The sequence below is a fragment of the Halogeometricum rufum genome (assembly GCF_900112175.1).
GTDB lineage: Archaea > Halobacteriota > Halobacteria > Halobacteriales > Haloferacaceae > Halogeometricum > Halogeometricum rufum.
Genome location: NZ_FOYT01000001.1, coordinates 644801 through 658938 on the forward strand (window position 1 = coordinate 644801; position 14138 = coordinate 658938).

A 14138-nucleotide genomic window follows, 5' to 3' on the forward strand; every position below is an offset into this window, starting at 1 on the left:
CGACGCCGGTGCCGGAAGTCGACCGATTCCGTCGGAAGAACCGCGAAGAGACTCGCTCCCGATCAGGAGACGAGGAGTTCTTCGCCCTTCCGGAGAACCGCGAAGAGACTCGCTCCCGATCAGGAGACGAGGAGTTCTTCGCCCTTCTCCACGTCGATACGGCACGGCGGCGACATCTTGTTGTAGGCGCGGCGAAGCGCGTCCTTGGCGATGGCGGCGTCCTCGACGCTGCAGTAGATGGTGAAGACGCGTTCGCCGTTCTGGATGCGCGCGGCGGTGCCGACGACCTTCCCGAACGACTGCCGCATCCCGTCGGAGACACGGTCCGCGCCCGCACCGGTCGCCTGCTTGTTCTCGCGCAGGACCTGGTGGGGGAACTTGCGGAGCACCATCTTGTAGTTCTCCTGACCGACCTGCTTCAGCATCACGCGGTTCGCGGACAGACGCGCCGATTCGAGCGAGCCGTGGCGAATCTGGCACTCCTCCTCGAGGCGGAGGCTGATCTGGACCGGGTAGTCCTGGGGGCCGGTCTGGAGGTTACCCATGTTGTGCTGTGCGATCTTCGAACCGGGGATGCCGGTGATGTACTCGCGTCGGGTGTACGACGGCTTGTCGATGTTGCGGTACATCGAGGCGGGTTTGTCTGCCATGGTTACTTGTGCGGAAGAACGGTCATCCGGCGTAAAAGCGCTTCGAAGCATCAGCAGTCTGCGTGCCCGTGCGTGCAGTTCCCACCCGGCGTCGTCCGCGCCGCCCGTCCCTCTCGTCGCCCCGCATCGACCCCCGTCGGAACTATCAACTCGGCGACGAGCGTACGGGAGAGTCGTGGTCTCGCTCTCTCGACGCGGCGTCGGCCTCGTCCTCGGCCCGACGGGCTACGCCCTCGTCCGTCTGTTCCCGCCCGCGGGCCTCGACGCGGCGGGTGCCGCCGCCCTCGCTTGCACGCTCTGGGTGGCCGTGTGGTGGCTCACGGAGACGGCGCCCATCGCGGTGACCGCACTCCTCCCGGTCGTCCTCTTCCCCGTCTCCGGTGTCACCGACGCCGCGGCCACCGCCGCCGCCTACGCCGACCCCGTGACGTTCCTCTTCCTCGGTGGCTTCCTCGTGGCCCTCGCCGTCGAACGGTGGGGACTGCACCGGCGCATCGCCGTCTCCGTCGTCCGCGCACTGGGCGACGACCCGCGCCGACTCCTCGGCGGGTTCATGCTCGCGACGGCGTCGCTGTCGATGTGGGTGTCGAACACGGCGACGGCGATGCTCATGGTCCCCATCGCCCTCTCCGTCGTCGGCACGCCCGGCGACGCGCCGCCGGACTACCGCGCGGCCGACGCGACCCGATTTCCGACCGACGACGCCGCGTCCTCGTCCGTCCCGCCCGCACCCGAGTCGTCGGCGTTCGGCACGGCACTCGTCCTCGGCGTCGCTTACGCCGCCTCCATCGGCGGCGTCGCCACGCTCATCGGGACGCCGCCGAACGCCATCCTCGCGGCCGTCGTGGAGCGTTCGCTCGGCGTGCGTCTGGACTTCGTCCGGTGGATGCTGTTCGGCGTCCCGTTCGCCGCCGTCTTCCTCGTCGCGGCGTGGGGGGCGCTCTCGGCGATGTTCGCCGTCGGCGACGCCGACGCGACGTTCGACGCCGCCGACGCGACCGGTCCCGCCGACGAGTCGGGCGAGTTCGGGGCGCTCTCGACCCCGGAGCGACGCGTCCTCGTCGTCTTCTCGCTGGTCGTCGCCGGGTGGCTGACCCGACCGTTCCTCGTCGACCCCTACGTCGCCGGCGTCACGGACGGGGCCATCGCCGTCGCGGGAGCGACGCTCCTGTTCCTCGTGCCCAACGGCGTCGAGGAGGGAGCGCTGCTCTCGTGGGACGACGCGACGCGACTCCCGTGGGAGGTGCTCCTCGTCTTCGGCGGCGGGTTCGCCATCGCCGACGCCTTCCAGACGACGGCGCTCGACGCGTGGGTCGGCGCGTCGCTCGGCGGCGTGGCGGGTCTCGCTCCGGTCCTCACGCTCCTCGTCGTCGCCACCCTCGTCGTCTTCCTCACCGAAGTCACCTCGAACAGCGCGACTGCGTCGCTGTTCGTCCCGCTGGCCGTCGGCGTCGCAGCGTCGTTCGCCGTCGCACCCCTCGTCCTCGCCACCGTCGTCGCCGTCGCCGCCTCCCTCGCGTTCATGCTCCCCGTCGCCACGCCGCCGAACGCCGTCGTCTTCGGTACCGGCTACGTCACGGTGCCCGAGATGGCCCGCGCCGGCCTCGTGTTGAACCTCCTCGGCGTCGTCCTCCTCGCCGTCGCCGCGGTGGTCTGGCTTCCCGTCGTCTGGGGCGTGAGCGTCGTCCCCTGAGGCGCCGCCGGACTCGAACCGTGGACTCGACCGCGGGTTCGCGGGTCGGCGGACCGGAGCGTTCTCGGTGGCGGCCGACGACACACGCGTATGATACTGCTACTGGAGAACGAGGTGGACCCGACGGCGCGCTACTTCGTCCCCGAGATTCGCCGGCACCTCGAAGCCGCCGGTGCCGCCGTCCGCGTCTACCCCTTCGCCGACCGCGGCGGCCGCCCGGACGCCCTCGACGCGGCGGACGGCGTCGTCCTCTCGGGGAGCACCGCCGGCGTCTACGAGTCCGACGACTACCCGTGGATGGACGACCTGCGCGAACTCGTGCGCGAACTGGTCTCGGAGCGAGTGCCGACGCTCGGCGTCTGCTTCGGTCACCAACTCGTCAACGACGCCCTCGGCGGCACCGTCGAACACCGCGGCCCGCACGCCGGCATTGACCCGGTGCGCTTCGCCGACGACCCCCTGTTCGACGGCGTCGGCGCGCGCGTCCCCCTCCTGCACGGCGACGTGGTCACGGAACTCGGCGAGGGGATGGAGGCCATCGCCTCGGCGGACTACTACGACTATCTCGGCAGTCGCCACCGGGACGCACCGCTGTGGACCGTCCAGTACCACCCGGAGTTCACGGAACTGCTACTCCCGGACATCGAGGAGGACTTCGAGTGGCCCGACGACCCGGCCCACCGCGACTTCGACGGCGTGACGGTCGAACGGACGTTCGAGAACTTCGTCCGCCTCGTGGACGCGCGGTGACGACCCGGCGACGGCTACTCGGCGGTGTCGTCCGCGGCGTCGTCGCTCTCGTCCGCGGCGTCGTCGCCAGCGTCTGGACCGTCGTCGCGGCCAGCGTCCGCACCGTCGTCGCCGCCGTCGCCCTCGGCCTTCGCCACGCTGTCGCCGTCGCCGCTCTCGTCGTCGCCCTCGTCGGCGACGGGTTCGACGGCGACGAACGACAGTCCCCGCTCCGCCAGCAACTCCCGCGCGCGGTCGGTCACGGAGGGGGCGACGAGGACGCCGCGCACGCCCTCGTCGGGGAACTCCTCGTCGACGGCCTCGACGTACCGCTGGAGTTGCCCGGCCGCCGAGGGACCGACGCGCCGCCGTTTCAACTCCACGACGACCGGTCTGCCCGCCGCGTCCTCGCCGAAGACGTCTACCGGACCGGCCGCCGTCTCGCGTTCGGTCGCCTGCGGAACGAACCCCTCCTCGACGAGTGCGGGGTCGTCGAGAATCCGACGCCGGAGGTCCTCCTCGCTCCCCTGCAGTCGCAAATCGCTGCGGTCGGTCACCTCGTAGGCCGTCACCTGGTCGATGCGCTCGAAGGCGACGTCGAGACGTTCCGTCGGCGTCGAGCGCTCGCTTCGGACGCGGAGGTGGCCGTCGCGGACGCTCGCTCGGTGGGTGCACCCCGGCGGCTGCCAGTTCACCGGCTTGCGCTTCTCGTCGGTGTGGACGAGGATGGTGCCGTCCGGCTTGCAGACGACGAGTCGGTCGCCCGGGCCGAGACTGGAGGTGGCGCGGCCGTCGTAGTCGACCGTGCAGCGACCGAACAGCGTCACCATGCGTCCGTCGCCGAACGCCTCTTCCAGCAAGTAGAGCGCGTCGCGGTGCGTCGGCCGGTGCAGGGTCGTCGCCGTCATCTGAACCGCTCGTCCGACGTTCGGTGACGGCGGCGTAAAAAGGGCGCGTCGGCCGCCCGGAGGCGCCGCGGACGCGACGATATATCCCGCTTCGGCCCGTACCGTGTGGTATGTCGTCGAACGACACGGACGGGTTCGCGCCGATTCAGGGTGACCCGATGACGGACGAGGAGGTCGAAGCGTACCTGCGTGACCACGGCGTCGGCGTCCTCGCACTCGCGGACGAGGGGCGCGCGTACGGGGTGCCCATCTCGTTCGGGTACGACGGCGACCGCGTCTACTTCGTCTTCCTCCGCGGGGAGACGAGTCAGAAAGAGCGATTCGCCGAGACGACGACGCGAGCGACGCTGACGACGTTCGACGTGTCGGGACGGTACGAGTGGGAGAGCGTCGTCGTCTCGGGGACGATTCGGGAGGCCGACGACGACGAGTGGGACGCACTCGTCTCGGCGATGGAGGCCAACGCCTGGTTCCCCAGCCTGTTCTCGGAGTCCGAACCGATGCGGGGCATCGCCGGGTGGGTGCTGGACGTGGAGACGGCGACGGGACTGCGGAACCGCCCCTGAGGCGACTCGGTGCGTTCACTCGTCGTCCGTGACCCAGACGCGGCGTTCGACGGCCACGTACACTAGCGCTCCGCTGAGGGCACCGACGGCGTTGGCGACGAGGTCACCGAGTCCGAACGTCCGGGTCGGGAGCGTCGTCTGCACGAGTTCGACGCCGCCGCCGAGTGCGACGGCGGCGAGGACCGCCACCGCCAGTCCACGCGCGTCGCGCGCGCCGAGTGCGAACGCCGCGAGGAACGCCGTCACGCCGTACGCCCCGAAGTGAACCAGTTTGTCGAGGCCGACGACGAACGCCCCCGGCGACGCGACGCCGCCGGTCGGCGCGGGAATCACGGACGCGACGACGACGGCGACGCACCACCCGACGAGAACGAGAGTCCGGACCGAGCGCGAGAACTGCATGCTACGACACCGGTTCGCGACTGGACGCCCTGAGCCTTTTCCTCCGGCGCCGCGCGTCATCCGCTCAGCCGACGTTCGTCAGGTCCTCGCCGACGCCCCTCGCCTGCCGCGGGAAGAGGAACACCGCGAGGCCGACGAGCACCGCCGCCGCGCCGAGGAGTCGCGACTGCTCCGCGTAGAACGCGCCACCGCTGGCGACTGCCAGACCGAGGAGCCGAACCGCCGACGACGCGACTCGGTCGGCCGTCTCCTCCGGGTCCGCCATCGGGGTCAGCGCTCGCGCAGCATCCCCTTGACCATCGACGCGCCCGTCTTCAGCAGCGACGGTCGCGTCACCTCGTCGACTTCCGTTCGCGTGAGCGTGAAGTCGAAGACGTCGAGGTTGGCCGCGAGGTGTTCTCGGCTCGTCGACTTCGGGATGACGACGACGTTCCGGTGCTGGGTCGCCCAGCGAAGCGCCACCTGCGCGGGCGTCTTGTCGTACCGGTCGCCGATTCGGCGGAGCGTCTCGTCCTCGACGAGTTCGCCCTGCGCCAACGGACTGTACGCCGTGAGCAGCAGGTCCTCGTCCTGACAGTACCGGAGGAGCTTCCGCTTGGGGCGGTGCGGGTGAAACTGCACCTGATCGGTCAGAATCGGTACGTCGGCCGCCTCGCGGGCGCGCTTCAGCATCGGCAGGGGGAAGTTGCTGACGCCGACGTGGTACGCCTCGCCGCCGTCGACGAGTTCCTTCATCGCGTCCATCGTCTCCTCGATGGAGACCAGCGGGTTCGGCCAGTGGAGGAGCAACAGGTCCACGTACGGCGTGTCGAGACGGTCGAGACTCGCCTTCGCCGACTCGACGAGGCCGTCGTAGTCCGCGTTGCCGGGCTTCACCTTCGTCGTCACGAACAGGTCCCGACGGTCCACGTCGGCGTCGGCTATCGCGCGGCCCACCTCGGCCTCGTTCCCGTACATCTGTGCGGTGTCGACGTGCCGGTAGCCGAGTTCGAGTGCGGTCGAGACGGCGTCGTAGCACTCCTCGCCCTCCATCCGCCACGTTCCGAGACCGACCTTCGGGACGCGCGCGCCTCGCAGTTCGACGTGTTCCATCTCCGTTTCGGACATACTACCGGCTAGGCTCGGCCGGATGTTAACGTATTGGCAGTTGAAGCGGCGTCGCTCAGAAAGATGAGTAGTTCAGAGAACTGCCGCATACGGACCGAACTCAATCGACCGCGGCGTCGTCAGCCTCCGTCCGCTACGTTGTTCGAAGTAGTCGTCGACTTACAGGCGGGTGACGTTCTTCGCGCGGGGGCCCTTGGGGGCGTCCTCGATCTCGAACTCGATCTCCGTACCCTCTTCGAGGTCCGGGCCGCCGACGTCTTCCATGTGGAAGAACACGTCCTCGTCCGCATCCTCGGTCTCTATGAATCCGTAGCCGCCTGTGTCGTTGAAGAAGTCGACTTTGCCTTTTGCCATAGCCTCTGAAGACAACCGCTCCCCACAGATAACCCTTCCGAGAATGGTTTCGGCGAGAAGAAACGAGATAATGGCGGTAGAGCTCCCAAGACGCGTCTAGACGGCACAATTCCGTTTATGATGTGTGGTGGACATCAACACACCGTCGAACGCGACGAAATCGGTCTGGCGGGGAGAAGTCGGGGGGGCGAGAGCGGTCGAACCGTCTCGCCCGCGCCGAAGACGGAGACGCCGACCACCGGTGGAGCGTTCGGCGGGTCGTCGCTCGGAACGCGAGAGACGGCGGCCCCAGCAGGTGTGAGTCGCTTCGTCAGTCGTCGGTCGCGGGGCGGAGTCGGACCTGCAGAATACCGTTGTTGAACGACGTCTCGACGACTTCGACGGGGTCCCACGGGAGCGACACCCGGCCGACGGCGCGGCCGCCGGTGGCGACGACGAGTTCGCTCCGTTCCGGGTCGATACCGGTCGTCACGTCGGCCCGGTCCGCGCCCAACAGGTCGGCGACCACGGTGAGTTCGTCGCCGTCGCGGACGCTCTCGACCCGGTAGTCGTCGTCCACGGATCCGCCCTCCGTCGGTCCGTCGCCGGAGGCGTGGCCCGCGCGCGTCGGTCGGCCGCGCGGCCGCCGCCCGGGCGTTCGCCGGTCGGTCTCCGCGCGCCGGTCGTCGAGCAAGTCGCTCAGGAGGTCGGTCACGGAGATGCTGATGTCGATGCGCGTCGGGGACTGCTCGTCGTCGGGGCCGTCCTGTTCGTCCTCGCCGTCGTCTCGGTGTGAGCGTGTCATGGTGTCGAACCTCGCCGACCGCGGGTTCGTTTCTAGTTGGTCGCCGGCACAGAAAAGTCTCGTGACCGTCTCGCACGGCGGTGAATCAGTCGCCGATGCCCGCGCCGAACGCCTCGCGTTCTCGTCGAGGTCACCGTCGGGGGCGACTACCGGGAGTCGCAAGTCCGCGACGTTCGCCGGCGGGAACCCGTTGGCCGACAGGAGGAAGTGGTCGGCTCTCTCGCCCATGTCGCCGGTGTCGAAGTCGTTCATTTGCGGGGCGTCCCAGTCGTCGGTCGTCGTGCCGGAGTACGAACCCCCGTGGAAGTCGTACTCCGTCGCGCCTCGTCTCGGACACCTGACACCACTACCTCTTTGGTGTGCGGGCGCGAGCGTGGACGGTGTGAGCGAAGACCACCCCTCCAGACGGCGACGCTGGACGCGAATCGCCCTCGTCGTCGTCCTCGCCGTCGTCGTCGTCCTCGCCGTGCTGGCGGGTGGGCTCTGGCTCTACACCGACCACCTCTACCGGACGAGTTACGAGAGCAGTTACAGCTACGACGTCGTCGTCAACACGAACGAGACGCTCGAAGACGTCACCGTCTCCCTCCCGATTCCCGCCGAGGAGGGGAAGCCGAACCTGGCCGCCGCGATGGTCGAGGAAGGCGACGCCGCCGGCGACAACTTCTCGTACCGCGTCGTCGAGACGGAGTACGGACGAATGTTGGAGCTATCAGCCGACCGGGTGACCGTCACGCCGCGCTACTACGAGTTCGTCGAGGAGAACGGGACGGGCAGGCGCGTCGAGATTCCCGCCAGCGAGTACGACCCCTCGAATCCGGACATGATGCGGGACGCCAACGCCGGGACGCTCGTCACCGTCTCCCTCCCGGCGAACGCCACCGTCGCGACGGACGACCCGTGGGGCGTCGAACCGATGTTCTCGCCGCGCGCGAACCGCCGGCCCGTGGCGTGCGAGTTCCCGACGGCCGACTGGCTCCAGTGTTCCGCGTACGATACGAAGCTGTACGCGTCCTACGAGACGAACGAGACGACGCGCGTCGACCTCGTCACCCACGTCGAGGGGCAGAACGCCTGGTGGGTGTTCGGCTGGAACTACGACTCCTACCGCGACACCGTCAGGACCGAACTGTACGGCCCGCAGGACGGCTGGGTAGACGTCACCGGCACCGTCGAAGTCGACACCGAACGGCGTCGACCGCCGGCCGGCCTGACCGCACCGACCGCCGCGGTGGGCGGCGTGCCGGACGGCGCGCGACCCGCGAACGCCGGGGGTGTCCATGTTACGTAGCGTCCGCGAGACGGCCCCGGCCGGACTCGTCCCCCTCGCGTGGGCGTTCGCCGCCGCCGCCCACACCGGACTCCTCGCCGCGCGCGCCGTCTTGATTGGCCACGTCGTCATGGCGACCCTCCTGTTCGCCTTCGCCGCGTTGTCGTGGTCGGAGATGCGCGAGCATCCCGTCCTCCGGGCGTGGTTGGCGGTCATCGTCCTCGGCTTCGTCGTCACGCTCGTCGGGGCGTACTCGCTCGTCGTCGAGAGCGGGACGCTCGCGGCGGTCACCGTCTTCGGCTGGATGGCGCTGCCGACGCTCGCGTTCCTGTACACCGGGTACGTCCTCCCCGACGAAGAGCGCTCGTGGGCCTACATGGCGGGCGCCGGTCTGTCGGGCGTCGCAGCCATCGGCTTCGCGGCCGGCGCGTCCCCGCTGGTCACGCTCGCACTCGCCGGCGTCGGTCAGACGCTCGGCATCGTCGTCGCCGTCGTGACGTACTGACCCCTGCCGGCGCGTGCAGCCAGAACGGCTATGCCGCCACCGACCGCCAGCACCGGCATGCTCGGAACCGTCCGTTCGGTCCTCAGACGCGCCGTCGACCTCCTGATAGCTATCGTCACGTTCCCGCTCCGACTGCTCCGGTCGCTGCTGTAGCCGTTCGGAGCGGGCGCGGCCGGCGAATCGTGTGCTCCTCTCCGGCGGACGGGACGAACCGCTGTCCGCAGTCTGATTACTCACGGCCCGAGACGCGCTCTCGCGCCCCTCTCAGCCTCGACGCTCGCTTCTCGGCCACACGGACTTGCACCGTTCGGCCAAGACGGTCTTCAGTGAGGAGCCAGTACGTGGCACCGAGAGATGTTCGACACCATACCCGCTCGTGAACTCGCAGACGCGATTGACGAAGGGGACCCGGGAACCATCGTGGACACGCGCCCCGAAGACAGCTACGAGGCGTGGCACGTTCCCGGGGCGGAGAACGTCCCGTTCGGCCCGACGGAGACGCTCGACGACGACCAAGCGGCGGAGATAGCCGAACTCGCGGACGACGGGCCGATCGTCACCATCTGCGGAAAGGGGGCCACCTCGACGACGCTCGCCGCGGAACTCGACGCGAACGGCCGCGACCACGTCGAAGTCGTGAAGGGCGGGATGCGCGACTGGAACGCCCTCTACGAGCAGGCGACGGTCGAGACGGCCGACGACGAGGTGGAAATCGTCCAGTTCCAGCGCCGCGGAAAGGGCTGTCTGAGCTACCTCGTCGGGGTCCCGGACGCGGGCGAGGCCGTCGTCGTGGACCCGACGCGGCACCTCGACCAGTACGTCGTCGCCGCCGCCGAACGCGACTACGAGATAACCCACGTCTTCGACACGCACGTCCACGCCGACCACGTCTCCGGCGGCCGCGCGCTGGCGGACCGACTGGACGTCCCCTACCACCTCGGCGAACGCGCCGCAGAGCGCGACGTGGCGTTCGAGTTCGACGCGCTGAGCGACGGCGAGACGGTCGAACTCGGCGACGTCGAGTTCACCGCCCTCGCGGCCCCCGGCCACACCTCCGAGATGATGGTCTACCGCGTCGGCGACGCGATGCTGACGGGCGACGCCCTGTTCCTCGACTCCGTCGGCCGCACCGAACTGGAGTTCGGCGAGGACGCCGCCGAGACGGGCGCGGAGATGGAGTACGACACGCTGCACGACACGCTCACCGACCAACCGAACGGCGTCACCGTCCTCCCGGGTCACGTCACGGTCACGAGCGACGGCCGGTTCGAGAACGGGTCGCCCGGCCGACCGGTCGCCGACGCACTCGGCGACGTGACCGAGCGACTCGACCTGCTCGGACTGGACCGCGAGGCGTTCGTCGAGCGGATGGTCGAGGACGTCCCGGAGAAACCCGCCAACTACGAGACGGTCATCGCCATCAACACCGGCCACGAGGAGTACGATTCCCGCCGCGAGGCGACGCAACTCGAGACCGGAGCGAACAACTGCGCGGCGTAGCGCGCGACGGACCCGGGGGCGAACCGTTATGCCCTCCGCCGACGCTCTCGTCGCATGGACGCGACTGCGCCGGTCGACGGACGGCGTCGCAAGCGACTCAGAGCGGCCGCCGTCGGCGTCCGACGCGACCCGTCGGCCGCCGGCCCCGGTACGTCGGCGACGCTCGACGCTCCGGGCGACGCCGACCGAACCCGTTCCGAGGGCGACCCCGAACTGCTGGCGCTGACCGCCGAACCGTACGCCGACGTGACCGACGCCCGCGACAGACTCCGGGCGCTCCAGGCCGCCTTCGAGGCGCGGGACGACCGCCGCGCCGTCTTCCTCTCGGTCTACTCGCGCATGACGGCCGCCGTCGCGGAGCGCATCCGCCGCGGCGAGTTCGCCGACCCCGCGTGGGTGAGCGACTACCTCGTCGTCTTCGCGAACCACTACCGCGAGGCGGTGTCCGACTACGAGTCCGGCGCGGTGGACCGACTGGCCGACGCGTGGCGAGTGGCGTTCGACGCCGCGGCGCGGGGCGACTCGCTCGTCCTCCAGGACACCGCGCTCGGCGTGAACGCCCACATCAACTACGACCTCGCCCTGACGCTCGCCGCGGTCGGCGTCGACCCGAACCGCTCGGAGCGGTACGCGGACCACAGCGCCGTCACCGGCGTCATCCGGGACGTGCTCGACGAGACGCAGGACGCGCTGGCGGCGCGCGACGCGCCGGGCATCGAACGGCTCGACGACTCGCTCGGGTCGTTCGACGAGTGGCTCTGCGTGTTCACGGTCGACGAGTGTCGCGACAGCGCGTGGCGGACGGCGCTCGGACTCCGCTCTCGGTTCGGACTCCGCCGCCGACTGGCCCGCTGGACCAACGACGTCACCGCGACCGGTGCCGCCCACCTCATCCTCGCCCCGCGCGCGAGCGAGCGCGTTCACGACTCCTTACGGACGCTCGAAGGAACCGGCTAACGCGCCGGACGCGTCGGATTGGCGAATACGTTGATATGCCTGTAGCCTCTGTAGCCGATGACTGAATGTCTCGTTCAGACTCTCCTCGGGCAGCGAGGGAAGCCGGTGAATCTCTCTACGAAGGAACGCTGGACGTCCTGATGCGGGGAGTCGGGATAATCATCCCGTTCGTCGTCACGCTGTACATCCTCGACGTCGCACTCGAGTTCATCACCTCGGCGCTCCGTCCGGTGATTCGACTGCTTCGGTGGCTGGGCGTCATCGAACTGGTCGAGAGCGCCGGGTTCATCCGCTTTCTGATAGAGCTGAACGTCTACTCGGTCGTCATCGACTTCTTCACGGAACTCGTCGCCGTCGCCGTCCTCCTCGGCGTCGTCGTCGTCGTCGGCTCCGTCGGTCGGAACCGCCACGGCGAGCGCATCATCGACCTCGTGGACCTCGGCATCGCCTCCATCCCCGGTATCGGCACGGTGTACAAGAGCTTCCGCCGCATGGGCGACGTGATGCTCGACCAGGAGGCCGAGAACTTCCAGGAGATAAAGCTCGTTCAGCTGCTCGGCGACGACGTGTACGCCATCGGGTTCGAGACGAGCAAGTCCCCCGAGACGGTGACGACGGCCACCGGACACGACGACATGGTGACGATGTTCATCCCGATGGCGCCCAACCCGGTGACCGGCGGCTTCCTCACCTACGTCCCCGAGAGCCAGGTGTACGACATCGACATGACCATCGAGGAGGGCGTCCGCAGCATCCTCACCAGCGGCGTCGCGACTGGGGAAGGAGCCAACCAGACGACCGAAATCGCCATGGGCGACCTGGAGAAGATAACCGACATCGAACGGTTGCAGGACGCCATCGCCCGCGACGAGGACGAGGACGGGGACGGCGACTCGAAGTGGCGGTAGGTCGCTGCGTCCGCGAGTTCCCGGTCGGGACGCCTCAGCGAACCGCTCCGCTCGTCACTCCTCCTCGACGACCACTTCGCCACCGCTCGTGACCGCGACGGTGTGCCCTTCGTACGTGAACGAAATCTCTGCGCATCCGGGCGGTGCCTCGCTCAGCAAACTGTCGAGAGCGTCCGGGTCGATGGCGCCGTAGAGCGGGTCCATGTCGAGCGGACGCCGTCCGGCGACCGCCGAGACGGTCCGCACGACTGTGAGACTGAGGTGGCTCGAATCGTTCCAGTCGTGCTGGTTGTGGTGGGTCTCAGTCGCCGGGTCGAAGCCGACGCGGTCGGAGCCGTCGGCCAACGTTTCGTTCGAGCTCATCTATCGGTGAGAAGAACGGGAGACGCCTAAGCGGTCAGACTGACTAGTCAGCGTCCCCCCTTCCCCGACGCCTCGAAGAGTCGTTCGAGGACGGCCCGCTCGCCCTTCCGGAGGTGCTGGTTGAACGTCTGCCTGGTCACGCCCAACTGGTCGGCCAACTCGTCACCGGTGCTCGCGCGCGGCGTGTCGAAGTAGCCGCCGTAGTACGCCGTCCGCAACGCCGCGAACTGGCGTTCCGTGAGGACGTCTTCGACGACGTCGTACAGCAGGCGGGGGGTGTAACGGAGTTCCTGCGACACCAGTTCGACGTCCGCGTATCTCTCTCGCGCTCTCCGGAGCACCGTTCGCGGTTCGACGTCCCCGGGCAGTACGCCGGTGAGGACGGCTTCTCGGTTCTCACGGCATCTGACGAGGGAGTCGACCTCGCCGCCGAGGTCGGCGAACAGTTTCGGCAGCGTCCGTTCGTCCGTCTGCACGGCGAGCCGACAGCGGTCGCCGGTCGAACGAAGCAATCGCACGTTCCGCGCGCCGAACTGCCGTTCGAACACGTCTGTCAGCGCGCGCGGCGAGATACCTGTCGCCGCGACGTACTGCAACACCGTCCCGTCTGGCGACGTCATCACGTCCTCGACGTCCACGCGGACGTCGTCGTCGGCCGCGTCGAGAAACGGCGTCGTCAACTGTTCGGAGCGGAGTTCGACCACGCGTCGCCGGTCGCTGGTCAACTTGTCCTCGCGCTCTTTCATCGGCGTCGCGTCCTCGAACCCGACGACGACGTACTCCACTTCGCCGTCGTCGTTCAGCACGGGCGCCGAGTTACTCGACAGCCATCGCTCGCTCCCGTCCGGGAGCGTTATCCAGTGTTCGAACCCGTAGTCCGGTTCGCCCGTCTCCAGGACGCGGGTTACCGGGTGCTCCTCGACGGGCACCGGCCTCCCGTCATGGTAGTGGATGTCCCACTCCGGTTGGCTGTAGGTCCGACTCGCGATCTCCTCGCGTTCGAGTCCCAGCGTCTCCGCCGCCCGTCGGTTCGCGAACGAGATTTCGCCGGACGGTTCGACGACGACGATGCTGACCGGACTGGCTTCGAGGACGCGCTCGATGGGTCCGCTGTGGTCGTCGCTCAGCGACGGAACGCGGTGGCCTCCCGACGAGTCGTCCGCCGACGCCGGGCGAGCGGTTGTCGCCGAGGGAGGCCGCCACCACACCGTTCGGTCGCCGATCCGTTTCGACTCGAGCGAGCCGCGTTCAGCCAGCGCGTCGAGTCTTTCGCGGGCCTCGGTGTCCGTACATCCGACCCGTTCGGCGACGTCGGGCGCCGTCAGCGGCTCTACGGGGTCGTCTCGCTCCCCGAAGACGGCGAGGACGCTTCGAGACGGTGGAGTCCCAGGTGCCTCCATGCACGTCGCATTCGGCGCCTCGACACAATTAATCTCCACGCT

General features: G+C 68.9%; 17 protein-coding genes. 8 read left to right on the forward strand and 9 right to left on the reverse strand.

Going from position 1 to position 14138, the window contains the following annotated elements; genetic code table 11:
* Positions 1–119: 119 nt before the first annotated feature.
* Positions 120–650, reverse strand: coding sequence for a 50S ribosomal protein L16 (locus BM310_RS03400; RefSeq protein WP_089804634.1), 531 nt, complete (start codon positions 648–650; stop codon positions 120–122).
* Between the two features lie 175 nt (positions 651–825).
* Between BM310_RS03400 and BM310_RS03405 the strand changes: the two genes are divergently transcribed.
* Positions 826–2343: an SLC13 family permease gene (locus tag BM310_RS03405; RefSeq protein WP_245778419.1), complete on the forward strand. Its 1518-nt coding sequence runs from the start codon at positions 826–828 to the stop codon at positions 2341–2343.
* Positions 2344–2433: 90 nt separating this feature from the next.
* The gene (locus BM310_RS03410; protein WP_089804638.1) at positions 2434–3093 is read left to right on the forward strand and encodes a type 1 glutamine amidotransferase; all 660 of its coding nucleotides are present in this window, start codon (positions 2434–2436) and stop codon (positions 3091–3093) included.
* A 14-nt stretch (positions 3094–3107) separates the two neighbouring features.
* Here BM310_RS03410 and nucS read toward each other — a convergent pair whose 3' ends face one another.
* On the reverse strand, positions 3108–3980 hold the full coding sequence (gene nucS, locus BM310_RS03415; RefSeq protein ID WP_089804640.1) for an endonuclease NucS: 873 nt from the start codon (positions 3978–3980) through the stop codon (positions 3108–3110).
* A gap of 110 nt (positions 3981–4090) precedes the next feature.
* Here nucS and BM310_RS03420 point away from each other — a divergent pair, with 110 nt between their 5' ends.
* Positions 4091–4546 carry a pyridoxamine 5'-phosphate oxidase family protein gene (locus tag BM310_RS03420; RefSeq protein ID WP_089804642.1) on the forward strand — a complete coding sequence of 152 codons (456 nt, stop codon included), beginning with the start codon at positions 4091–4093 and terminating at the stop codon, positions 4544–4546.
* Between the two features lie 15 nt (positions 4547–4561).
* On the opposite strand, the gene BM310_RS03425 is transcribed toward BM310_RS03420, so the two are convergent.
* The 5 genes from BM310_RS03425 to gvpH all read right to left on the reverse strand — a co-directional run bounded on the left by BM310_RS03425 (position 4562) and on the right by gvpH (position 7193).
* Complete coding sequence (locus tag BM310_RS03425; protein ID WP_089804644.1) at positions 4562–4948, reverse strand: VanZ family protein; 387 nt, start codon at positions 4946–4948, stop codon at positions 4562–4564.
* 64 nt (positions 4949–5012) lie between these two features.
* Positions 5013–5213: a hypothetical protein gene (locus tag BM310_RS03430; RefSeq protein WP_089804646.1), complete on the reverse strand. Its 201-nt coding sequence runs from the start codon at positions 5211–5213 to the stop codon at positions 5013–5015.
* 5 nt (positions 5214–5218) lie between these two features.
* Positions 5219–6040, reverse strand: a complete 822-nt coding sequence (locus tag BM310_RS03435; RefSeq protein ID WP_089806986.1) for an aldo/keto reductase — start codon at positions 6038–6040, stop codon at positions 5219–5221.
* Positions 6041–6214: 174 nt separating this feature from the next.
* Positions 6215–6409: a cold-shock protein gene (locus BM310_RS03440; RefSeq protein WP_089804648.1), complete on the reverse strand. Its 195-nt coding sequence runs from the start codon at positions 6407–6409 to the stop codon at positions 6215–6217.
* A gap of 310 nt (positions 6410–6719) precedes the next feature.
* Entirely contained in the window at positions 6720–7193 is a 474-nt protein-coding gene (gene gvpH / locus BM310_RS03445; RefSeq protein WP_143105100.1) for a gas vesicle protein GvpH, read from the reverse strand.
* 382 nt (positions 7194–7575) lie between these two features.
* Between gvpH and BM310_RS21695 the strand changes: the two genes are divergently transcribed.
* The 5 genes from BM310_RS21695 to BM310_RS03470 all read left to right on the forward strand — a co-directional run bounded on the left by BM310_RS21695 (position 7576) and on the right by BM310_RS03470 (position 12333).
* Complete coding sequence (locus BM310_RS21695) at positions 7576–8484, forward strand: hypothetical protein (RefSeq protein WP_089804652.1); 909 nt, start codon at positions 7576–7578, stop codon at positions 8482–8484.
* Positions 8474–8968: a hypothetical protein gene (locus tag BM310_RS03455; RefSeq protein WP_089804654.1), complete on the forward strand. Its 495-nt coding sequence runs from the start codon at positions 8474–8476 to the stop codon at positions 8966–8968. The genes BM310_RS21695 and BM310_RS03455 overlap by 11 nt, the downstream gene beginning before the upstream one ends.
* A gap of 354 nt (positions 8969–9322) precedes the next feature.
* Positions 9323–10468: an MBL fold metallo-hydrolase gene (locus tag BM310_RS03460; RefSeq protein WP_089804656.1), complete on the forward strand. Its 1146-nt coding sequence runs from the start codon at positions 9323–9325 to the stop codon at positions 10466–10468.
* Positions 10469–10522: 54 nt separating this feature from the next.
* Positions 10523–11425, forward strand: a complete 903-nt coding sequence (locus tag BM310_RS03465; protein ID WP_089804658.1) for a DUF5995 family protein — start codon at positions 10523–10525, stop codon at positions 11423–11425.
* Between the two features lie 140 nt (positions 11426–11565).
* Positions 11566–12333 carry a DUF502 domain-containing protein gene (locus BM310_RS03470; RefSeq protein WP_089804660.1) on the forward strand — a complete coding sequence of 256 codons (768 nt, stop codon included), beginning with the start codon at positions 11566–11568 and terminating at the stop codon, positions 12331–12333.
* Between the two features lie 54 nt (positions 12334–12387).
* Here the strand turns inward: BM310_RS03470 and BM310_RS03475 are convergent, their stop codons facing one another.
* Both BM310_RS03475 and BM310_RS03480 read right to left on the reverse strand, forming a co-directional pair.
* Positions 12388–12696 (reverse strand): HalOD1 output domain-containing protein, encoded by a 309-nt coding sequence (locus BM310_RS03475; protein WP_089804661.1) that lies wholly within the window; start codon positions 12694–12696, stop codon positions 12388–12390.
* Between the two features lie 47 nt (positions 12697–12743).
* Positions 12744–14096 (reverse strand): helix-turn-helix domain-containing protein, encoded by a 1353-nt coding sequence (locus BM310_RS03480; protein WP_089804663.1) that lies wholly within the window; start codon positions 14094–14096, stop codon positions 12744–12746.
* Positions 14097–14138 lie beyond the last annotated feature (42 nt).